General features: G+C 71.2%; 22 protein-coding genes and 1 tRNA gene. 10 read left to right on the top strand and 13 right to left on the bottom strand.

Annotated elements, in window-relative coordinates:
- Positions 1-16 precede the first annotated feature (16 nt).
- Together ACZ4WQ_RS27210 and ACZ4WQ_RS27205 are read left to right on the top strand one after the other, a co-directional pair.
- Complete coding sequence (locus ACZ4WQ_RS27210) at positions 17-1,348, top strand: class E sortase (protein ID WP_468022486.1); 1,332 nt, start codon at positions 17-19, stop codon at positions 1,346-1,348.
- A 75-nt stretch (positions 1,349-1,423) separates the two neighbouring features.
- The gene (locus ACZ4WQ_RS27205; protein WP_398375652.1) at positions 1,424-2,164 is read left to right on the top strand and encodes a class E sortase; all 741 of its coding nucleotides are present in this window, start codon (positions 1,424-1,426) and stop codon (positions 2,162-2,164) included.
- A gap of 123 nt (positions 2,165-2,287) precedes the next feature.
- On the opposite strand, the gene pknB is transcribed toward ACZ4WQ_RS27205, so the two are convergent.
- The 6 genes from pknB to ACZ4WQ_RS27175 all read right to left on the bottom strand — a co-directional run bounded on the left by pknB (position 2,288) and on the right by ACZ4WQ_RS27175 (position 10,460).
- Complete coding sequence (gene pknB / locus ACZ4WQ_RS27200) at positions 2,288-4,312, bottom strand: Stk1 family PASTA domain-containing Ser/Thr kinase (RefSeq protein ID WP_311725970.1); 2,025 nt, start codon at positions 4,310-4,312, stop codon at positions 2,288-2,290.
- Between the two features lie 168 nt (positions 4,313-4,480).
- Entirely contained in the window at positions 4,481-5,950 is a 1,470-nt protein-coding gene (locus tag ACZ4WQ_RS27195; protein WP_385346715.1) for a peptidoglycan D,D-transpeptidase FtsI family protein, read from the bottom strand.
- The gene (locus tag ACZ4WQ_RS27190) at positions 5,947-7,371 is read right to left on the bottom strand and encodes an FtsW/RodA/SpoVE family cell cycle protein (RefSeq protein WP_311725968.1); all 1,425 of its coding nucleotides are present in this window, start codon (positions 7,369-7,371) and stop codon (positions 5,947-5,949) included. The genes ACZ4WQ_RS27195 and ACZ4WQ_RS27190 overlap by 4 nt, the downstream gene beginning before the upstream one ends.
- 22 nt (positions 7,372-7,393) lie before the next feature.
- Positions 7,394-9,016 carry a PP2C family protein-serine/threonine phosphatase gene (locus tag ACZ4WQ_RS27185; protein WP_311725967.1) on the bottom strand — a complete coding sequence of 541 codons (1,623 nt, stop codon included), beginning with the start codon at positions 9,014-9,016 and terminating at the stop codon, positions 7,394-7,396.
- A gap of 75 nt (positions 9,017-9,091) precedes the next feature.
- The gene (locus ACZ4WQ_RS27180) at positions 9,092-9,616 is read right to left on the bottom strand and encodes an FHA domain-containing protein FhaB/FipA (protein ID WP_311725966.1); all 525 of its coding nucleotides are present in this window, start codon (positions 9,614-9,616) and stop codon (positions 9,092-9,094) included.
- A 10-nt stretch (positions 9,617-9,626) separates the two neighbouring features.
- On the bottom strand, positions 9,627-10,460 hold the full coding sequence (locus ACZ4WQ_RS27175) for a DUF3662 and FHA domain-containing protein (RefSeq protein WP_358846731.1): 834 nt from the start codon (positions 10,458-10,460) through the stop codon (positions 9,627-9,629).
- A 325-nt stretch (positions 10,461-10,785) separates the two neighbouring features.
- Between ACZ4WQ_RS27175 and ACZ4WQ_RS27170 the strand changes: the two genes are divergently transcribed.
- Positions 10,786-10,872: transfer RNA gene (locus ACZ4WQ_RS27170), tRNA-Leu, on the top strand.
- A 175-nt stretch (positions 10,873-11,047) separates the two neighbouring features.
- Here the strand turns inward: ACZ4WQ_RS27170 and ACZ4WQ_RS27165 are convergent.
- Positions 11,048-11,701 carry an FMN-dependent NADH-azoreductase gene (locus ACZ4WQ_RS27165; RefSeq protein WP_361189423.1) on the bottom strand — a complete coding sequence of 218 codons (654 nt, stop codon included), beginning with the start codon at positions 11,699-11,701 and terminating at the stop codon, positions 11,048-11,050.
- 147 nt (positions 11,702-11,848) lie between these two features.
- Between ACZ4WQ_RS27165 and ACZ4WQ_RS27160 the strand changes: the two genes are divergently transcribed.
- The 4 genes from ACZ4WQ_RS27160 (at position 11,849) to ACZ4WQ_RS27145 (ending at position 15,280) form a co-directional block, all read left to right on the top strand.
- On the top strand, positions 11,849-12,235 hold the full coding sequence (locus ACZ4WQ_RS27160; RefSeq protein WP_311725963.1) for a winged helix-turn-helix transcriptional regulator: 387 nt from the start codon (positions 11,849-11,851) through the stop codon (positions 12,233-12,235).
- 208 nt (positions 12,236-12,443) lie between these two features.
- Positions 12,444-13,883, top strand: a complete 1,440-nt coding sequence (locus tag ACZ4WQ_RS27155) for a DUF2252 domain-containing protein (RefSeq protein WP_311725962.1) — start codon at positions 12,444-12,446, stop codon at positions 13,881-13,883.
- Between the two features lie 41 nt (positions 13,884-13,924).
- The gene (locus tag ACZ4WQ_RS27150; protein WP_385346710.1) at positions 13,925-14,884 is read left to right on the top strand and encodes a hypothetical protein; all 960 of its coding nucleotides are present in this window, start codon (positions 13,925-13,927) and stop codon (positions 14,882-14,884) included.
- Positions 14,885-14,926: 42 nt separating this feature from the next.
- Complete coding sequence (locus tag ACZ4WQ_RS27145; protein ID WP_311725961.1) at positions 14,927-15,280, top strand: rhodanese-like domain-containing protein; 354 nt, start codon at positions 14,927-14,929, stop codon at positions 15,278-15,280.
- Between the two features lie 4 nt (positions 15,281-15,284).
- On the opposite strand, the gene ACZ4WQ_RS27140 is transcribed toward ACZ4WQ_RS27145, so the two are convergent.
- The 6 genes from ACZ4WQ_RS27140 to paaA form a co-directional block, all read right to left on the bottom strand.
- Positions 15,285-16,445: an acyl-CoA dehydrogenase family protein gene (locus ACZ4WQ_RS27140; RefSeq protein WP_311725960.1), complete on the bottom strand. Its 1,161-nt coding sequence runs from the start codon at positions 16,443-16,445 to the stop codon at positions 15,285-15,287.
- Between the two features lie 117 nt (positions 16,446-16,562).
- Positions 16,563-17,672 carry a 2Fe-2S iron-sulfur cluster-binding protein gene (locus tag ACZ4WQ_RS27135; RefSeq protein ID WP_311725959.1) on the bottom strand — a complete coding sequence of 370 codons (1,110 nt, stop codon included), beginning with the start codon at positions 17,670-17,672 and terminating at the stop codon, positions 16,563-16,565.
- Entirely contained in the window at positions 17,672-18,175 is a 504-nt protein-coding gene (gene paaD / locus ACZ4WQ_RS27130; protein WP_311725958.1) for a 1,2-phenylacetyl-CoA epoxidase subunit PaaD, read from the bottom strand. Before paaD ends, ACZ4WQ_RS27135 begins: the two co-directional genes overlap by 1 nt.
- A complete protein-coding gene (gene paaC, locus ACZ4WQ_RS27125) occupies positions 18,169-18,870 on the bottom strand; it encodes a 1,2-phenylacetyl-CoA epoxidase subunit PaaC (protein WP_468022485.1) in 702 nt (233 codons plus the stop codon). Before paaC ends, paaD begins: the two co-directional genes overlap by 7 nt.
- A complete protein-coding gene (gene paaB / locus ACZ4WQ_RS27120; protein WP_311725956.1) occupies positions 18,867-19,163 on the bottom strand; it encodes a 1,2-phenylacetyl-CoA epoxidase subunit PaaB in 297 nt (98 codons plus the stop codon). The genes paaC and paaB overlap by 4 nt, the downstream gene beginning before the upstream one ends.
- Positions 19,160-20,110 (bottom strand): 1,2-phenylacetyl-CoA epoxidase subunit PaaA, encoded by a 951-nt coding sequence (paaA, locus tag ACZ4WQ_RS27115; RefSeq protein WP_311725955.1) that lies wholly within the window; start codon positions 20,108-20,110, stop codon positions 19,160-19,162. The genes paaB and paaA overlap by 4 nt, the downstream gene beginning before the upstream one ends.
- A 203-nt stretch (positions 20,111-20,313) precedes the next feature.
- Here paaA and ACZ4WQ_RS27110 point away from each other — a divergent pair, with 203 nt between their 5' ends.
- From ACZ4WQ_RS27110 to ACZ4WQ_RS27100, 3 genes are read left to right on the top strand one after another with little or no spacing between them, the layout of a single operon-like run.
- A complete protein-coding gene (locus ACZ4WQ_RS27110; RefSeq protein WP_361189412.1) occupies positions 20,314-20,997 on the top strand; it encodes a DUF5819 family protein in 684 nt (227 codons plus the stop codon).
- Positions 20,994-22,313, top strand: a complete 1,320-nt coding sequence (locus ACZ4WQ_RS27105; RefSeq protein WP_468022484.1) for an HTTM domain-containing protein — start codon at positions 20,994-20,996, stop codon at positions 22,311-22,313. The genes ACZ4WQ_RS27110 and ACZ4WQ_RS27105 overlap by 4 nt, the downstream gene beginning before the upstream one ends.
- 58 nt (positions 22,314-22,371) lie before the next feature.
- Positions 22,372-23,142 carry a TrmH family RNA methyltransferase gene (locus ACZ4WQ_RS27100; RefSeq protein WP_385346704.1) on the top strand — a complete coding sequence of 257 codons (771 nt, stop codon included), beginning with the start codon at positions 22,372-22,374 and terminating at the stop codon, positions 23,140-23,142.
- Positions 23,143-23,152 lie beyond the last annotated feature (10 nt).

Below are 23,152 nucleotides of genomic sequence, written 5' to 3'. Positions count from 1 at the left end.
ACCCACCACGGGGCCCGTGACGGGAGCCGCCAGAACGGCCGCTGCCGGGCCTGTGGCGGGGCATACGGCCCCGTCTGTGCCAGGACCCGCCCCAGCCTCCGAGGGGCCCTCTGGAGGCCCGTCCCGGGCCCGTCACCGCCGCGCCCCCGCGCCACCCGCCGGGCCCGCCGATCCGGAGGCGACGGCCGTGCTGTCGCCGGTGCCCGCGGCGGAGGCTCCGGCGGCTCCGACGGTTCCGGCAAGGGGATCCGGCCGGCGGCGGGCTCCGGCGGCCGACGACGAGACCGTGGCGCTGCGCGCGGTCCAGCCTCTCCAGGGCGACGACCAGACGGTGCTGCTGCGGCAGGTCCAGGCGCCCCCCGCGCCGGCGGAGACGGGCGGGGCGGAATCCGCCGGCCCGAGGTCCGGCGACGGCGGGGGCGAGCCGGGCGCCGCGGCCGGCCCGCAGGACCCGCCGTCCGGGGGCCGGGCCGCCCGTCGGCGGGCCGCGCAGGCGGCGGCCAGGCGCGGCGGCGGCAGAGGGGGGGCCCGCGCGCGCGGCGGGGCGGGCGGCAAGGACGACAGCGCTACGAGTACCGCCGCCGCCGAGGCCGGGAGCGAGCTGCGGACGACGGCGGCCGCCCCCCGCACCCGTATGGAGGCCAAGCGCGCCGCCCGGGCGCGCAAGGACAGCCCCGCCGTCGTCGTGAGCCGTCTCGTCGGTGAGCTGTTCATCACCGTCGGCGTGCTGATGCTGCTTTTCGTGACGTACCAGCTGTGGTGGACCAACATCCGGGCTCACCAGCAGGCGAACGGCGCCGCGAACAGCCTCCAGAAGAAGTGGGACCGGGACGGCGCCGGGAACCGCGATCCGGGCACGTTCTCGCCGGGCGAGGGGTTCGCGATCCTCTACATCCCCAAGCTGGACGTCAAGGCCCCGATCGCCGAGGGGATCAGCAAGCTGAAGGTCCTCGACCACGGCATGGTCGGCCACTACAACGAGGGCAAGCTGAAGACCGCCATGCCCTGGGACAAGAAGGGCAACTTCGCGCTGGCCGGGCACCGCAACACCCACGGCGAGCCGTTCCGGTACATCAACAATCTCAAGCCCGGCGACAAGATCGTCGTGGAGACCCAGAGCGCGTACTTCACCTACGAGATGACCAGCATCCTGCCGCAGACCCCGCCCTCGAACACGGGGGTGATCGGTCCGGTGCCGCCTGGCTCAGGCTTCACGAAGCCGGGCCGCTACATCACCCTGACGACCTGCACCCCCGAGTTCACCAGCAAATACCGCATGATCGTCTGGGGCAAGATGGTCGACGAGCGGCCGCGGAGCAAGGGCAAGCCTGACGCGCTGGTCCAGTGAGCGAGCACGGCCGGGAACTCAGCAAGACCGGGGAGCCAGAAAGACCCGGAAGACCGGGGAAAGAGGTACGACGCGGTGGCACGGACCGACCAAGACGAGCAGCGGGACGAGCACCCCGCCGAGGCCGCGAGGCAGCGCCGCCCCCGCGGGCGGATAGCCGCGGCCGTCGGCATCCTGGGCGAGCTGCTGATCACCGCGGGGGTGCTCCTCGCCCTCTTCGTCGTCTACTCGCTGTGGTGGACGAATGTGCTGGCCGACCGTGAGGCGAAGAAGCAGGGCGACCGGGTGCGCAAGCAGTGGGCGCAGCAGCAGCAGGGGCCCGGCAAGCTCGACACCAAGGACGGCATCGGCTTTCTGCATGTGCCGGCGATGCACAACGGCGAGGTGCTGGTGAAGAGGGGCACCGCGACGGAGACGCTCAACGACGGCGTGGCGGGCTATTACACCAAGCCGGTGAAGTCGGGGATGCCGTGGGACAAGAAGGGGAACTTCACCCTGGCGGCACACCGGGACGGGCACGGCGCCAAGTTCCACAACATCGACAAGCTGCACAAGGGCGATCCGATCGTCTTCGAGACCCGGGACACCTGGTACATCTACAAGGTCTACGCGGAGCTGCCCGAGACCTCGAAGTACAACGTGCGGGTGCTCAGCCCGGTCCCGAAGGAGTCGGGGAGGACGAAGGCGGGCCGCTACATCACGCTCTCCACGTGCACGCCGGTCTACACCTCGCTCCACCGCTACATCGTCTGGGGCGAACTGGAGCGCACGGAGAAGGTCGACGCGGACCGCACGCCCCCCAAGGAGCTGCGCTGACCGCGCGCGCCCGGTCCGGCTGACGCCGGTCCGGCCGACGGAGCAGCGAGAAGCCCCGGCCGCCCGATTCCCGGGCGCCGGGGCTTCTCGCTGTCGTGGCTGCTACCGCACTGCGCGGACGCGCTATGTGGAGGGTCCGCCGGACGGGCCGCCGAACGGGATGGAGCCGCCGTTGCCGTTCCCGCCGTTGTCACCGCCCCCGTTGTCGCCCTGCCCCTGGATGGCGGTCAGGTTGACGATCTGACCCTTGGCCACCTGGGAGCCCTCCTGCGGGTCGGAGAACACCACCGTGGCGTTGTCGTCCTGCGATCCGGTGACGTTGCCGACGGTGAGACCGGCGCCCTCGATGGCCTTCTTGGCGTCCTTGAGCTTCAGGCCGCGCACCTGAGGCACCGCGACGTTGTCCTGCTGCGCGGGCGCCTTGGCGACGGTCAGGGTGACGGTCGAGTTGGGCAGGACCTCCGAGTTGCCTTCGGGGTTCTGGCTGATGACCGTCCCCGCCTCGACGCTTGCGTTCTCGACCTCCGTGGTCGTCACCTGGAGGCCCTTGCCCTCGAGCGTCGACTTGGCGTCCTCGAGCTTCTGGGTGGTCACATCGGGGACGACGATCTTCGACTGCTCCCGGGCGACGGTCAGGGTGATCTCGGTGCCCCGCGGGACCTTCTTGCCGCCCTCGGGGTCCTGGGCCGTGACCTTGCCGGGGGTCTGGTCGGACTCCTCGGTCTTCTTGGTGACCTCGAAGCCCTTGGCCTTGAGCTGCCTCTCGGCGCTCTCGTACTGGACGTTGATGACGTCCGGGACCTCGACCTTCTCGGCCGGCTTGGGGCCCTTGGACATGGTCAGCTCGACCGTGCCGTTGCGGTCGACGGCCTTCGGGCCCTCCTCCACGCTCTGCTTGCAGACCGTGTTCTTCTTCTCTTCGCAGAAGATGGGGTCGCCGGTCACCTCGACCCTGAAGTTGCCGTTGTTGGCGCTGTCCTTGGCTTCGGCGAGGGTCATACCGACCATCCGCGGCACATCGACCTTGTCGCCGGCCCCGTTGCCGCTGAAGATCGCTTTGCCGATGAAGATCGCTCCGACCAGCACCAGGATTCCGGCCAGGACCAGCAGGATCGTCGAGAGGTTGCTCTTCTTCTCGGGCCCGCGCCTGCGGTCGGGGCGCTCGTCGTAGCCGAAGCCCCCGTCGTCGTCGCGCACCGGCGGCAGCATCGAGGTCGGCGCGCCGGCGTCCTGCGACCGCAGCATGGTCGTGGGCTGGTCCTCGCCGCCGTAGCCGACCGCGCCCAGCGCGGCGGTGGCGGCGACCGGCTGGCCCTCCAGGGCCGCCTCGATGTCGGCGCGCATCTCGTCGGCCGACTGGTAGCGGTAGTCCGGGTCCTTGACCAGGGCCCGCAGGACGATCGCGTCCATCTCCGGGGTGATCTCCGGATCAAACGCGCTCGGCGGCTGCGGTTCCTCCCGTACGTGCTGGTAGGCGACGGCCACCGGGGAGTCGCCGATGAACGGCGGACGCACGGTCAGCAGCTCGTACAGCAGACAGCCGGTGGAGTAGAGGTCGCTGCGCGCGTCGACGGTCTCGCCCTTGGCCTGCTCGGGGGAGAGGTACTGGGCGGTGCCGATCACGGCGGCGGTCTGGGTCATGGTCATGCCGGCGTCGCCCATGGCCCGGGCGATGCCGAAGTCCATCACCTTGACCTGGCCGCTTCTGGTGAGCATCACGTTCGCCGGCTTGATGTCACGGTGGACGATGCCGTTGCGGTGCGAGTACTCCAGGGCCTGGAGAATCCCGGTGGTCATCTCCATGGACCGCTCGGGGAGCAGCTTTCTGCCGGAGTGCAGCAGCTCCCGCAGGGTGGACCCGTCGACGTACTCCATCACGATGTACGGGATCGAGACGCCGTCGACGTAGTCCTCGCCGGTGTCGTAGACCGCGACGATCGCGGGATGGTTGAGCGAGGCGGCCGACTGGGCCTCTCGGCGGAACCGGGCCTGGAAGGACGGGTCACGGGCCAGATCCACCCGCAGCGTCTTCACGGCGACAGTGCGGCCGAGGCGGGTGTCGTGGGCGAGGTAGACCTCGGCCATGCCACCGCGGCCGAGCACAGAGCCCAGCTCATACCGGCCGCCGAGGCGACGCGGCTCTTCCATAGCTACTCCAGCCCTCTTCCGTCATTCCCGGCCGCACCCGTGGGGGCCCGGCGGTGTGCTGCTCGGGCATACCGTACCCGGGACGCCGCGCCGGACCCGGCCTCGGTCGCTACTTGATACGTGACCGGTACGACGACGTGCGGGATCGGCATCAAGACGTGACCGGGGTCACTTCTGGCTGTCGAGCACCGCCTTCATCACGTCCTTGGCGATCGGCGCGGCGAGCTTGCCGCCGGCGATGTCGTCGCGGAGGGTGTCGGAGCCCTCGATGACGACCGCGACCGCGACGGGCGAGGAGCCGTCCTTGCCCTTGGCGTAGGAGATGAACCACGCGTAGGGGTTCTTGCTGTTGGCGACGCCGTGCTGGGCGGTACCCGTCTTGCCACCGACCGTGACGCCCGGGATCTGGGCGGCGGTTCCGGTGCCGGACTTGACGACCGTCTCCATCATGTCCTGGAGCTTGCGGGCGGTGTCTTCGGAGACCGGGTTGCTCATCGTCGCGGGCTCGGTCTGCTCGATGGTGTTGAGGTTCGTGTCGCGCAGCTTGTCGACCATGTACGGCTTCTTCAGGTCGCCGTCGTTGGCGATCGCCGCGGCGACCATGGCCATCTGGAGCGGGGTGGCGCGGGTGTCGAACTGGCCGATGGAGGACAGGGCGTTGGAGGGCCGGTCCATCTCCTCGGGGTAGACGCTCGCGTCGGCGCGGACGGGGGTGAAGACCTCGTCGTTGAAGCCGAACTTCTTGGCCTGCTCGAGCATCTTCTCCTTGCCGAGGTCGTCACCGAGCTTGCCGAAGACGGTGTTGCAGGAGATGCGGAGGGCTTCCCTGAGGCTGACGTTCTTGCACTGGATGCTGCCCTCGTTCTTCAGGTTCTGGGTGGAGAGCGGCAGTTTGAACGGCACCGGCGAGTCGGTGGGCTCGTCGATGTTCTCGTACTTGCCGTTTTCCAGCGCCGCGGCCGCGGTGACGACCTTGAAGGTCGAGCCGGGCGGGTAGGTCTGACGCAGCGCCCGGTTGAGCATCGGCTCGTCCGGGTTGTTCTTCTTCTGGAGCGCCTGCCAGGCGGACTCGTCCTTCTTGCTCGCCCCGGCGATGGTGGACGGGTCGTAGCTGGGGGTGCTGGCCAGCGCGAGGATCTTGCCGGTGCGCGGGTCGATCGCGGCGACGGCGCCCTTCTTGTTGCCCAGGCCCTTGAACGCCGCTTCCTGCGCCTTGGCGTTCAGGGTGGTGATGACGTCGCCGCCGGTCTTGTCCTTACCGGTGAGCATGTCGATGGTGCGGTTGAAGAAGAGCCGGTCGTCGTTGCCGGTGAGGATGCCGTCCTCGAGGTTCTCGATCTGGTTGGTGCCGTAGACCTGCGAGGCGTAGCCGGTGACCGGCGCCCACATCTCGCCGTTCTTGTAGGTGCGCTTGTACTTGTAGTTGATGCCGTTGGTCTCGGCGGACCCGGTGATCGCCCGGCCGTCGACGATGATGTTGCCGCGCGGCTGGCTGTAGCGGGCGATGTCGACGCGAAGGTTCTTCTTGTGGTTCTTGAGCTCGTCGGCCTGGACGTACTGGATCCAGTTGTCCCGCAGCAGCAGGGCGAAGACGAGGAGGCCGCAGAAGATCGCGATTCGGCGCAGGGGCTTGTTCACGGTCGGACCACCTGGGTCATCTCGGCGTCGGTGGACGGGGCGGGGGCCGGTGCCGGGCGGCGGGCGGTGTCGCTGATCCTGATGAGGATCGCGATGAGCGCCCAGTTGGCGAGGACGGACGATCCGCCGTAGGCGACGAACGGCATGGTCATACCGGTCAGCGGGATCAGGCCCATCACACCGCCGGCGACCACGAAGACCTGGATGGCGAAGGCCGCGGAGAGCCCGATGGCCAGCAGCTTGCCGAACGGGTCGCGGGCGGCGAGAGCGGTGCGTACGCCGCGCTCCACGATCAGGCCGTACAGCAGCAGGATCGCCATGGTGCCGGCCAGGCCCAGCTCCTCGCCGACGGTGGCGAGGATGAAGTCGGAGTTGGCGGCGAAGCCGATGAGGTCGGAGGCGCCCTGGCCGAGCCCGGTGCCGAAGACGCCGCCCGAGCCGAAGGACATCAGGGCCTGGGCGATCTGATCGGTGGTGGCCCAGCTGGGCCGGGGGTTGTCGTAGACGGCGAAGGGGTGCAGCCACGCCATCACACGGACCTTGACGTGCGGCTCGAAGGACGCCACGCCGACCGCGCCGACCGCCGACATCAGCATGCCGAAGACGATCCAGCTGGTGCGCTCGGTGGCCACGTACAGCATGACCACGAACATGCCGAAGAACAGCAGCGAGGTGCCCAGGTCGGTCTCGAAGACGAGGATGAGGATGCTCATCGCCCATACGACGAGGATCGGGCCCAGGTCACGGCCGCGCGGCAGGTACAGGCCCATGAAGCGGCGGCTGGCGAGCGCCAGCGCGTCCCGCTTGACCATCAGGTAGCCGGAGAAGAACACCGCGATGATGATCTTCGCGAACTCGGCGGGCTGGATGGAGAAGCTGCCGACCCTGACCCAGATCCGGGCGCCGAAGACGGGCGGGAAGAAGACCGGGAGGATCAGCAGGATCAGCGCGCCGATCATGGAGATGTAGGTGTAGCGCTGGAGGATCCGGTGATCCTTGAGGAAGATCACCACGCCGACGAACAGCGCCACGGCCATCGCCGAGTAGATCAGCTGGTTGGGGGCCGCGGCCGAGAAGACCTGGTTGGCGTTCTCGGCGCGCTGGGCCAGTCGCCGGGACTGGTCGAGGCGCCAGATGACCACCAGGCCGAGGCCGTTGAGGAGGGTCGCGATCGGCAGCAGCAGCGGGTCGGCGTAAGGGGCGAACTTACGCACCACCAGGTGGCCGACCCCGGCGAGCAGGCCGAGGCCCAGGCCGTAGCTGAGCATGCCCGAGGGCAGCTCATCGCTGAGGGCCAGGCCCGCGTTGGCGTAGGCGAAGACCGGGACGATCACCGCGAAGACCAGCAGCGCCAGTTCGGTGTTGCGCCTGCTCGGCGGGCCGACCGTGCTGATGGTGGTCGTATTGCTGGTACTGCTCATGGATCTACAGCCCCCTACGGCTTCACTGTTGGGTGCTGCTGCACTGCGGGACCAACTTCTGCTCTTCCTCGGAGAGGGTGGGGCCGGGCTTGGACGTGGCGGTGGTCGAAGGCGTGGACGAGGGTGTGCTCGACGCCTTGCCGCTCCCGCTCCCGCCGGTACTCGGCGCCTGTGACTGTCCGGGCGCCGGCGGCGTGGTGGCCTCGCCCGCGCGCGTCGTGATCTCGGTGTCGGTCTGAGCCTTGTTGCCGGAGGACCCGCCGGACTTGTTCTTGTCCTTGTCCTTGGTCAGGTCCTGCTGCTTCTCCTCGGCCTGGCGCTGCTCGTCGGTCTTCCGGCAGGCGCTGGCGAGGGTGGCCAGGTCCTTGGTCTTGGCCTTGGCCTGGCCGAGGCTGCTGACCGCGATGGTGTCCTCGACGCGGCTGCGCTGGTCCACCGGGAGGTACTTGAGTTCGATCTCACGGTGGTCCTCATGGACCTTGTTGAGCTTGATCCAAGCGAGGTCCTGGCTGATGCCCTGGTAGATCGCCACGTGGTCGCCGTTGACGCCCACGTAGTACTGCTTCTGCGTCCAGCGGTAGCCGCCATAGAGGCCGCCGCCGACTACCGCGAGACCCAGGGCGACGTACAGCGAGCGCTTGACCCACTTCCGCGCGCCGCCCTTCTTGGCGAAGTCGGCGTCCGCGTACGCCCCGTAGCTGCCCTCGGGCGGTCCGCCGAGCGACGGGTCGCCGCTCCCCGGCGGGCCGAAGCCGCCCTGGGGATCCCCCGGGTGCGGAACGCCCCGGTTGCGCCCGAGTTCGGCGGCGCGGCCCGCGGGTGTGTGCGCGGCGCCGCCGTCCCCGAGGGAGGTCTGGTTCTCGGCGACCGCGCCCACGATGACCGGGGTGTCGTTCAGCTGCCCGGCGAGGGTGTCGCTGCCGTCGACGTCGAGGACGTCGGCGACGATGCAGGTGATGTTGTCGGGGCCGCCGCCGCGCAGCGCGAGCTGGATGAGCTCCTGGATCGTCTCGTGCGGGCCGTGGTAGCTGGCGAGGGTGTCCTCGAGGGTCTGGTGGCTGACCACGCCGGACAGGCCGTCGGAGCAGATGAGATAGCGGTCACCGGCCCGGACCTCGCGGATGGACAGGTCGGGCTCGACGTGGTCGCCGCTGCCCAGGGCGCGCATCAGCAGGGAGCGCTGCGGGTGGGTGCCCGCCTCCTCCTCGGTGATGCGGCCCTCGTCGACGAGGCGCTGCACCCAGGTGTGGTCCTGGGTGATCTGGGTGAGTACGCCGTCGCGCAGCAGATACGCGCGCGAGTCGCCGACGTGGACGAGGCCGAGCCGCTGGCCGGTCCACAGCAGGGCGGTGAGCGTGGTGCCCATGCCCTCCAGCTGGGGGTCCTCCTCGACCATGATGCGCAGCTGCTCATTGGCGCGCTGAACGGCGGTGCCCAGGGAGGTCAGGATGTCCGAGCCGGGGACGTCGTCGTCGAGCTGGACGAGGGTGGAGATCACTTCCGAACTGGCGACCTCGCCGGCGGCCTGGCCGCCCATGCCGTCGGCGATGGCGAGCAGCCGGGGGCCGGCGTAGCCGGAGTCCTCGTTGCCCTCCCGGATCATGCCTTTGTGCGATCCGGCGGCGAAACGCAGTGACAGACTCATGCGCACCTCGCCCGTCGGCTCCGGGTACAGCCCCTTGCCAACCACGCTGCCCACCCTCCGGTCGTCATGGTCGTACTACTTCCGCAGCTCGATGACGGTCTTGCCGATACGGATCGGCGCGCCCAGCGGAATCGGTGTCGGTGTGGTGAGTCGGGTCCGGTCGAGATATGTGCCGTTGGTGGACCCGAGGTCCTCGACGATCCACTGGCCGTCGCGGTCCGGGTAGATCCTGGCATGCCGGCTGGAGGCGTAGTCGTCGTCCAGCACGATGGTCGAGTCATGGGCCCGGCCGAGGCTGATGGTCTGGCCCTGGAGGGCGACCGTGGTGCCCGCGAGCGTGCCCTCGGAGACGACCAGCTTGGTGGGGGCGCCGCGGCGGCCGCGGCCGCCACCCCGGCCTGCGGGCTGCTGGCGCTGGGGCGGAGGCGTCGCCGCCTGCCGCTGCTGCGGCCGGTCGGGGGCGCCGCGCCGCGCCGAACCGCGCTGGGTCACGCGGGTCCCGAACAGGTCGCTACGGATGACCTGGACGGCCACGATGACGAACAGCCACAGTACGGCGAGGAAACCCAACCGCATGACCGTGAGGGTCAGCTCTGACATTGCCCCCGCTTCACCCTTCGGCTTGCCGGTAAACGATGGTGGTGCTGCCCACGACGATGCGCGAGCCGTCGCGGAGCGTAGCGCGTGTGGTGTGCTGCCCGTCTACCACGATGCCGTTGGTCGACCCCAGATCCTGGATGGTCGGGGGTGTTCCGACCCGGATCTCGCAGTGCCGGCGCGAGACGCCGGGGTCGTCGATCCGTACGTCGGCGTCGGTGCTGCGGCCCAGGACCAGGGTGGGCCGGGAGATCTGGTGGCGGGTGCCGTTGATCTCGATCCACCGGCGGGTCTGCCCCCCGTACGACTGCGTGCCGACACCGGGACCGCCCGGGCGGGGCGCGGTGCGGCCGCCGGGCGGCGGCGCGGAGGGCATGGGGGGCGCGCTCGCGGGCTGCGGGGGGTAGCCGTAGCCGCCGGGGCGCTGCTGGGGCGCGGCGGGGCCGCGGCCCTGCGACGGGCTCTGGGACTCGCTGGACGCCAGGGTGCGGCTGCGCACGCGGTACAGGCCGGTGTCGAGGTCGTCGGCCTTCTGGAGACTGACCTTGATGGTGCCCATGAACGTGTAGCGCTGCTGCTTGGCGTAGTCGCGCACCATGCCCGCGAGTTCATCGCCGAGCTGGCCCGAGTACGGGCTGAGCCGCTCGTAGTCGGGCGCGCTCAGTTCGACGATGAAGTCGTTGGGGACGACCGTCCGGTCGCGGTTCCAGATGCTGGCGTTGTTGTCGCACTCACGCTGGAGCGCGCCCGCGATCTCGACCGGCTGGACCTCGGACTTGAACACCTTGGCGAAGGTGCCGTTCACGAGACCCTCGAGACGCTGCTCGAAGCGCTTCAGTACTCCCACGGGGCACCTCCTTCCTCAATCGTGCTCAGTGTCGTCCTCATACTGCTTACTGATCGTATCCACGCGTCGGGAAATCGGGTGGTTCCCCTTCCTGGCCCTGTGGAGCAGTGTCACCTCTCACAGGGATCGTAGAGGTGCCTTCATGACAGTGTCCCGCAACCGGGTCGCTATCCGGTCGGGCGGGTGCGGGGGCGCCGGGAACGCGTGTGAATCCACCCTGCGTGGCGTGCTAATGTTCTGGATGTCGGAAGGCGCACCGCACAGACCGAACGGGCCGGAGCAAACGGGTGGGGAGGGCGGCGGCGAGCCAAACGGCAGCACCCATGCGCGGGTGGCGGAATAGGCAGACGCGCTGGATTCAGGTTCCAGTGCCCGAAAGGGCGTGGGGGTTCAACTCCCCCCTCGCGCACCAGTCGAAGTGGGCCTCTCCTGTGTGACGAAAGTCGCGCCGGAGGGGCCCACTTTGCGTTGGGGATGTGCCTCAGGTCACGGCCCGTGTGATACGTGGCGTCGCCGGGGCGCGGGGGAGAGCCCGGAGACCCGCCGGGCGGTCGGCGCGGCGGGTCGGGCAGGTGTCCGGATCTGGATCAGGCGGCGAACCGGGTGGCGAGGGTCTTGGCCTTGGCGGCCGCCTCGTCGTGAGCCCTGGCCTTGGAAGCGTCGGAGAGTTCGACCAGGTCCGCCATGGCCGGATTGGTGCGGGCCAGGGTCAGCTCCGGGACGATGAACTCGACGTCGAGGGAGAGCATCTCGGTCAGCGTCTTGTCCAGATAGTTGAGGACGAACTCGAAGCTCTCACGCGGGGTGCCGGGGCCGTAGCCGCCGCCTCGGCTGGCGACGACGACCGTCGGGGTGCCCGCGGTGGTGGACGGCTGGGCCATCGCGGTGCGGCCCGCGATGATCACGTGATCCAGCCACGCCTTGAGCGAGGAGGGAATCGTGAAGTTGTACATGGGGGCGCCGATCACGACCGTGTCGGCCTGCTCCAGCTCGGAGGCCAGGGTGTCCCGCAGGGCGTAGGCGGCCTTGAGCTCCGGCGTGCGCTGCTCGGCGGGGGTGAAGGCCGCGGCGGCGGCGAGGCCGTCCAGGTGTGGCAGGGGGGTGGCGGCCAGGTCGCGGTAGATGACCGTGCCGTCCGGGTGCTGGGCTTCCCACTCCTTGCGGAAGGTGGCCGTGACGGCGCGCGAGGTGGATGCGTCGGCCGGGAAGAGGGAGCTGTCGATGTGCAGAAGCGTGGGCATGAGGGCCTTCCGACGAGGGCTCGGTATCGGTTCCGGGGCGTGGCGTGCCGGCCCCGGAGTCGAGCTAAGAATTCCTACGTAGCTATGAATAACACAGGAGCTTACTTTTCCGCAGTATGGGCCTGGGGTGGCAGTACGCTGTCCTCCATGGCGGGCGGTGGCGGGAGCGAGGAGCACGACCAGAAGGCGTGCAAGAAGGTCGACGTGGGGATGACCCGCGTCTTCGAGCTGTTCGGAAAGCGGTGGACCGGGCTCATCGTCGCCGTCCTGACCGAGCGGGCCGCGTACTTCGCCGAGCTGCGGCGGGCCATCCCGAAGATCAGCGAGCGGATGCTGACCGACCGGCTGACGGAGCTGGTGGCGGCGGGGCTGGTGTTGCGGGAGGTCGACCCGGGGCCACCGCTGAGGGTGACCTACCGCCTGACGGAGAGCGGCAGGGCGCTGGAGCCCGCCTTGAACGAGCTGGCTCAGTGGGCGAGGCAGTGGTACATGCCCGGGGACGAAGCGTGCCGGGAGGGTGCCGCCCGGGACTGAGCCGGGTCTCGGGCCGGGGCGGAGCTCGGTGAGGGGCGGCCGTGCACCCCCTCTGAACAGGGCATTCGCGCCGGCCGGCGGGGTTATCCACAGGCTGTGACGGGTTTTCGCGGCGCGCTGTACGGTCTTTGCAGTCGAAGCCTTCGGTCGGCTTCGGCGGCTGCGACATGGCCGGTGCTCGGGCCGGCGGGGAAACGGGGGGCGTGTGATGACGGACGTCGAGAGCGGTCGGCAGGCGGTGCGGCGGCTGCCGCAGGTTCCGGGGTTCGCGAGGTGGCCGGGGAGCGGCACGGCCCGGCAGGAGGGGAAGGGGCTGCGCGAGCGGGTGCCCCGCTCGGCCCACCGCGAGCTGCCGTCGGCCGCGGGGCGGCCGGACGCGGTGGAGGAGGTCGAGCGGTCCAACGCCGGTCGGCTGCCGGAGCTGACACCGATCAGGGTCGGGCGGATGGCCGCCTCTCCCTTTTCTTTTCTGCGCGGGGCGGCCGGGCTGATGGGTCATGACCTGGCGGCCACGCCGGTGACCGGCGTCGGCGCCCAGCTCTGCGGCGACGCCCACGCCGCCAACTTCGGTCTGTACGGGGACGCCCGTGGCGGCCTGGTCATCGATCTCAACGACTTCGACGAGACCATCCACGGCCCGTGGGAGTGGGATGTGAAGCGGCTCGCCACCTCGCTGGTGCTGGCCGGGCGGGAGGCGGGCGCGGACGAGGACACATGCCGGGCGGCGGCCCATGATGCGGTGGGCGCCTATCGGCGCACGCTGCGGCTGCTGTCGAAGCTGCCCGCAGCCGACGCGTGGAACGCGATCGCGGACGAGGAGCTGGTCTCGCACGCGGACGCCAAGGATCTGGCCGGCACGCTGGAGCGGGTCTCGGAGAAAGCGCGGCGGAACACCAGCGCGCGGTTCGCGGCCAGGTCGACGGAGGCCGTGCCGGACGAGCGGAATCCGTCCGGGCGGTCGGTGGCGCGGCGCTTCGTGGACGCGCCGCCGGTGCTGCGGCGGGTTCCGGACGCCGAGGCGGCGGCCGTGGCGTCGGCGCTGGGCGCATATCTGGGCACGCTGCCGGAGGACCGGCTGCCGCTGCTGGCCCGTTACTCGGTGCATGACGTGGCGTTCCGGGTGGTGGGCACCGGATCCGTGGGGACCAGGTCGTATGTGGTGCTGCTGCTTGACCACCGGGGCGAGCCGATGGTGCTTCAGGTCAAGGAGGCGCGGCCGTCCGCGCTGCTGCCGTATGTGAGGCAGGCCGGCTTCCAGGTGCCCGCCGTCGCGCACGAGGGGCAGCGGGTGGTGCTCGGCCAGAAGCGGATGCAGGTCGTCAGCGACATCCTGCTGGGTTGGGCCACGGTCCAGGAGCGCCCCTATCAGGTGCGGCAGTTCCGCAACCGCAAGGGGAGCGTGGACCCGGTGGCGCTGCCGGCCGACCAGGTGGACGACTACGGGCGGATGACGGGCGCGCTGCTGGCGCGGGCGCATGCGCACAGCGTGGATCCGCGGCTGCTGTCGGGGTACTGCGGAAAGGGGGAGGAGCTGGACGAAGCGGTGGCCGCGTTCGCGGTGGCGTATGCGGACCGCACGGAGGAGGACCACGCGCGGCTTCTCGCTGCCGTGCGGGGCGGGCGGATAGCGGCCGAGTTGGGGGTGTGACACCGCCCCGGCCGGGTCGCCGCCGGACGTAGGCTGAGCGGGTGACGAACCCGGAAGCGCAGCGACAGGCCCGGCAGCCGGTGCCGGAAGCAGAGCCCCAGGCCGAATCGCAGGAGCCGGCACGGAGGGGGCCCGAAGCCCGATCACAGACGTCGTCGGAGGCGGATGCCGCGTCGGGAGTGGACGCGGAGGCGCCGGCGGGCGCGGATGCGGACGCGACCGCGGAGGCGGAGGCCACCGCGCGGCTCGAGCGGGCCGTGCGGGCGGCGGAGCAGGCGCTGATCGAGTTCGAGATCGCGGTGGAGACGTTCCGCATCGAGGTGGACAATTTCTCCCGGCTGCACCACCAGCGGCTCGGGCCGATGTACTCACGGCTCGACGAGCTGGACGCGCTGATCGCCGAGGCGGTGGCGGCGCGCACCAAGGACCCCGAGGACATCCGCAAGGCGCGGGAGGCGCGGGGGCTGGTGCTGCCGATGCCGAAGGTGGAGGAGCTGTTCCACGGCTGGATCGACTCCGACGGGCTGTCGCCCGAGGGGGCCGCCATGCTCACCGAGCAGCCGGTGCAGCCGCCGCCGCGGGTGCGGCCGAGCGAGGAGGCGCGCCGCATCTACCGGGAGCTCGCCCGCAAGGCGCACCCGGACCTGGCGGAGGAGGAGACCGAGCGGAAGCGGCGCGGTGAGTTCATCGTGCGGGTCAACGCGGCGTATGCGGCCGGGGACGAGGGGAGGCTGCGGGCGCTGGCCGAGGAGTGGGCGGCTGGGCCGCCGCCGCCCGAGCGCCGGTGGAGCCGCAGCGAGGAGCTGTACGTCCGGCTGGAGTGGCTGGCCGCGCGCAAGGAGATGCTGGCCGAGGTCGCCGCCGAGCTGGAGTCCAGCGCGATCGGCGCGATGATCAAGATGGCGCCGGAGGACCCCGACGGGCTGCTCGACGACATCGCCGAGCAGCTGCTGGCCAAGGTGTCCGAGAAGGAGAATCAGCTGGCGGAGCTGGTGCGGTAGTAGGTTTCCCTCAGCTGTTGTGTCGTGTGAGAGGTGTGTGTGATGGGTTTTGCCCCGCTTCCCGAGGTGGAGGCCGCGGCGGTGCCGGCCGATGGGTTTCTGCTGGATGTCCGGGAGGACGACGAGTGGGGCGCGGGCCACGCCGAAGGCGCCCTGCACATCCCCATGGGACAGATCGTGGCCCGGTTCGGCGAGCTCACCGAGGCGCTGAGCGACGGCGGACGGGTACATGTGGTGTGCCGGGTCGGCGGGCGGTCCGCGCAGGTGACGCAGTATCTGATCGCCCAGGGCCTGGACGCGGTGAATGTGGACGGCGGCATGCTCGCCTGGCAGCGGGCGGGCCGCCCGCTGGTGAGCGGGCGGGACGCCACGGCCGACGGGGCCTTCGTGCTCTAGCCCGTCAGCCCAGGGGGTGGGTGGCGAGGAGGTCGCCGAGGGCCTCCTCGTGTGCGGCGGCGGGGCCCAGGGACAGCTCCAGCTGCTTGGCCCAGGCGTGGTAGCGGTGCAGCGGATAGTCGGTCGCCGCGCCGAAGCCGCCGTGCAGATGCTGTGCGGTCTGGACGACGCGGCGCACCCCTTCGGCGGCCCAGATCTTGGCGACGGCGACATCCCCCGCGATGGGCAGCGCCCCGGGCGCGGCGGGCGCGCCGTCGCGGTCCATGGTCTCCATGGCCAGCCGCCAGGCGGCCTGCCAGAGCGTGGCCTCCATCGCGCGCAGGTCGATATAGCGGTCGGCCGCCTGGACGGCGACCGCCTGGAAGGTGGCGAGCGGGAAGCCGAACTGCTCGCGCTTGCCGGTGTAGGAGCTGGTCAGGGCGAGCACCGCTTCGCCGAGGCCCAGTGCGAGCGCGCAGGTGCCGGTGGTGAGGAGATGGCGCAGCCACTCCCAGGCGCCGTCCGCCGTCAGCACCTCGGAGCCGTCCAGCCGCACGGCATCCAGGCGGATCTCGGCGAGCCGCTCGCCGCTGGTGGAGATCTGCGGCGCGAGGGTGACGCCGGTGAGGTCGCGGGGGACGAGCGCGAGGAGCGTCCGGCCCGCTCCGGTGTGGGCGGGCACGAGGACGCGGTCGGCGCTGTGGGCCCAGGGCACGGCGGTCTGAGCGCCGTCGAGGACCCAGGCGCCGCCGTCTTGGCGGGCCTGCACGGCGAGTTCGGCCGCGTCATGGCCGGTGCGGCCGTGGGGCGCGACGGTCAGCACGAGCTCTCCCCGGCCGGCGCCGGGCAGCACGGCGGAGCGCAGCTCCTCCCCGCCGTATCGCTGGACGGCGAGGGCGGCCGCGGTGGACTCCAGCAGCGGCACCCGGGCCAGGACCCGGCCGGCCTCGCGCAGCACCAGGCACAGGGCGATGGGGTCGAGACCAGCGCCGCCGTACCGCGGGTCGAGGAGGAGGCCCAGCAGATCGGCGTCGGCGGCCTTGCCCCACAGCCTGCGGTCGAGGTCGTCGGCGACGGCGCCGGGCGTGAGCGCGGGGCTGGGCACCCCGTCCGGCGGGGCGGAGGAGAAGACCGCCTTCGCCGCCTCGGCGGCCGCCTGCTGCTCCTCGGTGAAGGTGAAGTCCACTGTCCGTCCTCCCGCGCCATGGCTTGGTCTGACGGCCCGTCAAGATAGAACAGGTTCTACAAGAAGGGAACGCCCGCGCGGCGGGTCGGCGGTTCAGTGGTTCGGCGGTTCGGTGTGTCAGCGGTCGAAGTCCAGCTCCACGCGCTCGCCGACCGGATGCGACTGACAGGCCAGCACATAACCGGCCGCCACCTCGTCCGGCTCCAGGGCGAAGTTCCGGTCCATCCGCACCTCGCCCGAGACCAGGAACGCCCGGCAGGTGCCGCAGACCCCGCCCTTGCAGGCGTACGGCGCGTCCGGACGGTTGCGCTCCACGGCCTCCAGCAGCGATTCGCCCTCCCGCACCGGCCAGGTGCCCGAGCGGCCGTCCAGGGTCGCCGTCACCACGCCGCGGGATGGGGCGGTGGCCGTCCCCGGCCCCGCGGGGGCGGCCTCGCCGTCCCCGGCGTCCACATGGAAGATCTCCTGATGGATGCGGCCGCGGGCGACCCCGAGGGCGCGCAGCGCCCGCTCGGCGCCGCGCACCATGCCGTAGGGCCCGCACAGGAACCAGCCGTCCACCGAGCCCACCGGCAGCAGCGCCGGCAGCAGCCCGGTCAACCGCTCCTCGTCGAGGCGCCCGGAGACCGGACCGGCCTGGCGCTCCTCCCGGGAGAGGACGCTCACCAGCTGAAACCGGCCGGGCCAGCGGTCCTTCAGATCGGCGACCTCCTCCAGGAACATCGTGGAGGAGGTGGTGCGGTCACCGCGGACCAGGCTGAAGCGGGCCTCGGGCTCGCGGGCCAGCAGCGTCGCCGCGATGGACAGAACGGGGGTGATGCCGCTGCCGCCGACCACGGCGGCGAAGTGGCCGGGCCTGGGGTCCAGGACGAACCGGCCGGCCGGGGCCATCACCTCCATGACCTCGCCGACCGCGAGCTCCTTCAGGGCGTAGGTCGAGAACTCGCCGCCCTCGACCAGCCGCACCCCGACCCGCAGGGCGGCGGGGCCCTCGGACTCCAGGGCGGGTGTGCAGATCGAGTACGTCCGCCGTATCTGGCCGCCGTCGGCGAACCGCCGCACCGCGATGTGCTGCCCCGGGGAGAAGCGGAAGGTCTGGCGCAGCGCGGGCGGGATCCGCAGGGTGACGGCCACCGAGTCGTCGGTGAGCCGGTCGACCGCGATCACCCGCAGGGGATGGAAGGCGCCGTGGCGGGGCACGGGCGCCGCCACGCCTTCGGCGGTCATCACAACTCCTTGAAGTGGTCGAAGGGTTCGCGGCAGGTCTCGCAGCGGCGCAGCGCCTTGCAGGCGGTGGAGGAGAAGCGGCTGAGCAGCTTGGTGTCGGTCGATCCGCAGTGCGGGCAGCGCACCGCCAGGTCGACGGCGACCGGCCCGCCTACGGCGCGGGGGCCGGGCGGCGCGATGCCGGACTCGGCCAGCTTGCGGCGGCCCTCCGCGCTGATCGCGTCCGTCGTCCAGGGCGGGGAGAGGACGGTGTGGACCGCCACCTCGGGTATGCCCTGGTCGTGCAGCACCCGCTCGATGTCGGCGGCCATCGACTCCAGGGCGGGGCAGCCGGTGTAGGTGGGGGTCAGCTCGACCTCGACGCGGCCCGGCGCCATGACGCGCAGCGCGCGCAGCACTCCGAGCTCGGCCAGGGTCACCATGGGCAGCTCCGGGTCCGGCACGGCGCCCGCCAGCTCGCGCAGCCGGGTCTCGAGCGGGGTCGCGGGCGCGGGCGTCACCATGACGCCCCCGGGTGGCTGCGGTGCAGATGCTGCATCTCGGCCAGTATCCGGCCGAACGGCTCGGTGTGGATGCCCTGCCGGCCGGCGCCGGCCGCCCAGGCGCCGCGCCGGGGCCCCTCGGGCACGGCCAGGGTGGCCCGGTCCAGCACGGCCGTCACCCGCGCCAGCCACTCGTCGTGCAGTGTGGTCCAGTCCACCTCGCACCCCTCGACCGGCTCGAACAGCTCGCCGGTGAACTGCCACAGCGCTTCCAGGCCGCGCCGCATCCGCTCATGGCTCTCGGCGGTGCCGTCGCCCAGCCGCAGGGTCCAGTGCTCGGCGTGGTCGCGGTGGTAGGCGACCTCCTTGACCGCCTTGGCGGCCAGCGGGGCGAAGGGGCCGTCGCCGCGTGCCAGCCGCTCGTACAGCAGCTCCTGATAGGTGGAGAAGTACAGCTGGCGGGCGATGGTGTGCGCGAAGTCTCCGTTGGGCTGCTCGACGAGCTGCGCATTGCGGAAGGCGCGTTCCTCCCGCAGATAGGCCAGCTCGTCCTCGTCGCCCACCAGGGAGAGCAGCACCCGCGCCTGCCCGAGCAGGTCCAGGGCGATGTTGGCGAGGGCGACCTCCTCCTCCAGCACCGGGGCGTGTCCCGCCCACTCCCCCAGCCGGTGGGAGAGCACCAGGGCGTCGTCGCCGAGGGCGAGTGCCGCGGTCACAGGTGGCGCACCCCCTCCGGGATCTCGTAGAAGGTCGGATGGCGGTAGGGCTTGTCGGCGGCCGGTTCGAAGAAGGGGTCCTTCTCGTCCGGAGAGGAGGCGGTGATCCGGTCGGAGGGCACGACCCAGATGGAGACGCCCTCGGAGCGGCGCGTGTAGAGATCGCGGGCGTTGCGCAGGGCCATCTCGGCGTCCGGCGCGTGCAGGCTGCCGGCGTGGGTGTGGGAGAGGCCGCGCCTGCCGCGCACGAATACCTCCCACAGGGGCCACTCACCGCTGGTGTCGCCGCTCATGCGCCGGCCTTTCCCTGCTTGGCCGCGTAGGCCGCGGCCGCCTCGCGCACCCAGGCGCCTTCCTCATGGGCCCGGCGCCGCTGGGATATGCGCTGGGCGTTGCACGGCCCGTTTCCCCGGAGCACCTCGCGGAACTCCTCCCAGTCGATCGGCCCGAAGTCGTAGTGTCCCCGCTCCTCGTTCCACTTCAGATCTGGGTCGGGGAGGGTGAGGCCGAGTGCCTCGGCCTGGGGGACACAGATGTCGACGAAGCGCTGGCGCAGCTCGTCGTTCGAATGGCGCTTGATCTTCCAGGCCATGGACTGGGCGGAGTGGGCCGATGCCTCGTCAGGCGGGCCGAACATCATCAGCGAGGGCCACCACCAGCGGTCCACCGCGTCCTGCGCCATCGCGTGCTGCGCCTCGGTGCCCCGGCTCAGGGTCAGCAGCAGCTCGTATCCCTGGCGCTGGTGGAAGGACTCCTCCTTGCAGATGCGGACCATCGCCCGGGCGTACGGCCCATAGGAGCAGCGGCACAGCGGCACCTGGTTGGTGATCGCCGCGCCGTCCACCAGCCAGCCGATGGCGCCCACGTCGGCCCAGGTCAGCGTGGGGTAGTTGAAGATCGAGGAGTATTTCTGGCGGCCGGAGTGGAGTTTGTCGAGCAGCTCCTCGCGGCTGGTGCCCAGGGTCTCGGCGGCGCTGTAGAGATACAGGCCGTGTCCCGCCTCGTCCTGGACCTTGGCCATGAGGATGGCCTTGCGGCGCAGGGAGGGGGCCCGGGTGATCCAGTTGGCCTCCGGCTGCATGCCGATGATCTCGGAGTGGGCGTGCTGGGCCATCTGTCTGACCAGCGAGGAGCGGTAGGCGTCGGGCATCCAGTCGCGGGGCTCGATCCGCTCGTCCGCGGCCAGGGCGGCGTCGAACACCGTCTGGTACGCCTCCGTGTCAGCCGCCATCGTCGTCATGCGAAGCCCCTTCGCCGTCCCGCCGGGGCTGCCCCCCGGCCCGACCGACCGATCGTTCGGTTCAATGGTGAGCCGGGGGAACGTAGGGTGTCAAGCCTGTGGATAACCCCGGGACGCTGTGCCTCGCGCCCCCTCATCGGTACCGTTCCGGGGCGTAAGGGCCGCGGAAAGCGCGGATCCTGGACCACGGAATCGGGGCGGGGATGGCGGAGACGGGGCGGTACGAGGAGAAGGGGGCGGGGGAAACCGGGGCCGGCGGGCCGCTCTCGCTCCCCTCGCAACTCGTGGTCGCGGTGGGCCTCGCCGTCGTCGTGGCCGCCGTGGCCGTCCACCTGGGGATGGCCTTCCTGAATGTCTCGCCGCCCAACACGGTCAGCAAGCAGCACAGCGAGGCGATAGACGACTACATATATCCGGAATTCGAACGGAACTGGAAGCTCTTCGCCCCCAACCCGCTCCAGCAGAACATCGCCGTGCAGGCGCGCGCCGAGATCCGCACCCCCGAGGGCGGCACCGCGACCACCGGGTGGCGAGATCTGTCGGCCCAGGACGGCGCGGCCATCAGGCACAATCCGCTGCCCAGCCACACCCAGCAGAACCAGCTGCGCCGCGCCTGGGAGTTCTACGCCCTCTCGCACAACGCCGAGGAGCAGCCGAACGGGCTGCGCGGACAGCTCTCGGGGCAGTATCTGCGGCGGCTCGTGATGCTCCGCCTCGGCATGAAGCAGGACGGCGGCACGGTGCAGCGCGTCCAGCTGCGCTCGGTCACCCGGCAGCTGGCCGCCCCGCCATGGAGCGAGGAGAAGATCGACACCCGCCCCGGCTACCGGCTTCTGCCCTGGTGGACGGTCACCGCCGACGACCTGCCGGAGGCGAAGCGCCGGTGACCACCCCCGCTCTCCCGCCGACCCCGCCGCCGCCCCCGCATCCGCCCCGCCCGGCCCTGCCCCCGGCTCCGGCTCCGGCGCTGGCCCGCCCGAGGCCGACTGCCCGCGTCGAGGCCGCCGTCACCCGCGCCCACGCCCGCGTCACCGGATCCGCGCTCGGCCCGTACCAGACCGCCGTGGTGCGCATCGGTTTCTCCTTCACCTGGCTGCTGTTCCTGCTGCGCGAATGGCCCCACCGCCAGGAGCTGTACGGGCCCGAGGGCCCATGGAGCTGGGAGATGGCACGCCAGTTCATCGGCGGCAACGGGGCCTTCAGCGCGCTCATGTGGTCCGACGGCGCGCTGTGGTTCGAGACCGTCTACGCCCTCGCCCTCGTCTCCAGCGCGCTGCTCCTGCTCGGCTGGCGGACCCGCACGATGTCCGTGCTGTTCATGCTGGGCGTGATCTCCATGCAGAACCGCAGCATCTTCGTGGGGGACGGCGGCGACAACGTCATCCATCTGGTGGCGCTGTATCTGACGCTGACCCGGTGCGGGCAGGTGTGGTCCCTGGACGCCCGCCGCGCGGCGCGGCGCGATCCGGGGGCACCGGCGCCGCGCGACACGACCGGGATGGTGCTGTGGGCGCTGACCGGGTCGGTCCTGCTGTGGGCGCAGCTGTTCAGCGAGGCCCGCCTCGACTGGACGGCGTACGGCCCCCTCCCCGGCGTGGGCTGGGCCACGGCCCTGTGGGGCGTGTGGGCCGTTCACGGCGTCTGGTGGTTCGTCCAGCGCCGCGCCCCCGGCGAGCCGCGCACCCTTCTGGACATCCTGGCCAACCTCGTCAACAACGGGGCGCTGGTGGTGATCATGGGCGAGGTCTGCCTGCTGTATGCCTCGGCCGGCTGGTACAAGATCCAGGGCACGCGCTGGCAGGACGGCACCGCGCTCTACTACCCGCTGCACCTGGACTACTTCTCGCCCTGGCCCGCCCTGGCCGATGTGCTCGCCGGCAGCGGCCTGCTGGTCATGGTGCTCACCTATGGCACCGTCATCGTGCAGGTCGCGTTCCCCTTCACGCTGCTGAACCGGCGGGTGAAGAACGTGATGCTGGTGGTGATGGTGCTGGAGCACCTCGGGATCGCGGTCCTTCTGGGGCTGCCCTTCTTCTCCCTGGCCATGATCGCGGCGGATGCGATCTTCCTCCCGACGAACTTCCTGCGCTGGGCCGGTGCGCGGGCGGGCCGGATCCGCGACCGGATCGGCGACCGGCTGCCCGCACGGGCGGCCTGGCTGCCGCGCCAGCGGACTGAGGAGAGCACCGCGGGCCGACCGTAGGCTGTGGACATGAGCGTGTCCCGGTGCGCTGTGCCGGCTGGACCGAGGGAGGAGGGGCATGAGCGACGACGAGGCCGTGACGGCCGTACGGCGATGGCGCGAGGCCGCCGCCGGGACCGTGCTGCTGGACGGCTTCCATGCGCTGAAGCACGCGGTCCGGTTCGGCGCGGAGGTGCGGATCGCCGTCACGAGCGACAAGGCGGGCGCCCTCGCTCTCGCGCACGACCTGGCCGGCGACCTGACCGGGGTGATCGAGGAGCGCCTCGTCGAGGTGGAGGCGGAGACGCTGCGCGATCTTGTGCCGAAGGTCCATCCGACCCGGGTCGCCGCGCTCGCGGTCAGGCCCGATCGGCGGGGGAACCTGGACGAGCTGACGGGACCCGCCAGGTCCGCGCCGGTCGTGGTGCTGGACAACCCCCGCAACCTGGGGAACGTGGGCGCCGTGGTGCGGCTCGCCGCCGGGTTCGGGGTCACCGGGGTGGTCACCACCGGCGATATCGACCCCTGGCACCCGAACGCCGTCCGGTCGGGCGCCGGGCTTCACTTCGCCACCGCGGTGGAGCGGCTGCCGAGCGACGACCTTCCGCCCGGGCCGCTGTACGCCCTGGATCCGGAGGGGGAGGACATCCGGTCCGTGGCCATCCCCGATGACGCGCTGCTCGCGTTCGGCTCCGAGCGGCACGGGATCTCGCCGGAGGTGCGCAAGCGGGCCACCAGGCTGGTGGCCCTCCCCATGCGGCCTCAGGTGTCCAGCTACAACCTGGCCACCAGCGTGGCCATGGCGCTGTTCCACTGGGGAGGGCCTGCCCAGGCTCCGGCCAGCGGCTGAGTAGGCCGGG

This window comes from Streptomyces sp. NPDC028305, assembly GCF_055569495.1.
Note: the sequence above shows the minus strand (reverse complement) of the source record. Positions and strands in the feature narration are given on the sequence as shown.

Excerpts from the sequence above, each read along its gene's own strand:
- ACZ4WQ_RS27180 (WP_311725966.1), bottom strand. The coding sequence starts at position 9,616 with ATGTCAGAGCTGACCCTCACGGTCATGCGGTTGGGTTTCCTCGCCGTA.
- paaA (WP_311725955.1), bottom strand. The coding sequence starts at position 20,110 with ATGACGACGATGGCGGCTGACACGGAGGCGTACCAGACGGTGTTCGAC.
- ACZ4WQ_RS27145 (WP_311725961.1), top strand. The coding sequence starts at position 14,927 with ATGGGTTTTGCCCCGCTTCCCGAGGTGGAGGCCGCGGCGGTGCCGGCC.
- ACZ4WQ_RS27165 (WP_361189423.1), bottom strand. The coding sequence starts at position 11,701 with ATGCCCACGCTTCTGCACATCGACAGCTCCCTCTTCCCGGCCGACGCA.
- ACZ4WQ_RS27185 (WP_311725967.1), bottom strand. The coding sequence starts at position 9,016 with ATGAGTCTGTCACTGCGTTTCGCCGCCGGATCGCACAAAGGCATGATC.
- ACZ4WQ_RS27100 (WP_385346704.1), top strand. The coding sequence starts at position 22,372 with ATGAGCGACGACGAGGCCGTGACGGCCGTACGGCGATGGCGCGAGGCC.
- ACZ4WQ_RS27160 (WP_311725963.1), top strand. The coding sequence starts at position 11,849 with ATGGCGGGCGGTGGCGGGAGCGAGGAGCACGACCAGAAGGCGTGCAAG.
- pknB (WP_311725970.1), bottom strand. The coding sequence starts at position 4,312 with ATGGAAGAGCCGCGTCGCCTCGGCGGCCGGTATGAGCTGGGCTCTGTG.
- paaB (WP_311725956.1), bottom strand. The coding sequence starts at position 19,163 with ATGAGCGGCGACACCAGCGGTGAGTGGCCCCTGTGGGAGGTATTCGTG.
- ACZ4WQ_RS27135 (WP_311725959.1), bottom strand. The coding sequence starts at position 17,672 with ATGACCGCCGAAGGCGTGGCGGCGCCCGTGCCCCGCCACGGCGCCTTC.
- ACZ4WQ_RS27190 (WP_311725968.1), bottom strand. The coding sequence starts at position 7,371 with ATGAGCAGTACCAGCAATACGACCACCATCAGCACGGTCGGCCCGCCG.
- ACZ4WQ_RS27155 (WP_311725962.1), top strand. The coding sequence starts at position 12,444 with ATGACGGACGTCGAGAGCGGTCGGCAGGCGGTGCGGCGGCTGCCGCAG.
- ACZ4WQ_RS27110 (WP_361189412.1), top strand. The coding sequence starts at position 20,314 with ATGGCGGAGACGGGGCGGTACGAGGAGAAGGGGGCGGGGGAAACCGGG.
- paaD (WP_311725958.1), bottom strand. The coding sequence starts at position 18,175 with ATGGTGACGCCCGCGCCCGCGACCCCGCTCGAGACCCGGCTGCGCGAG.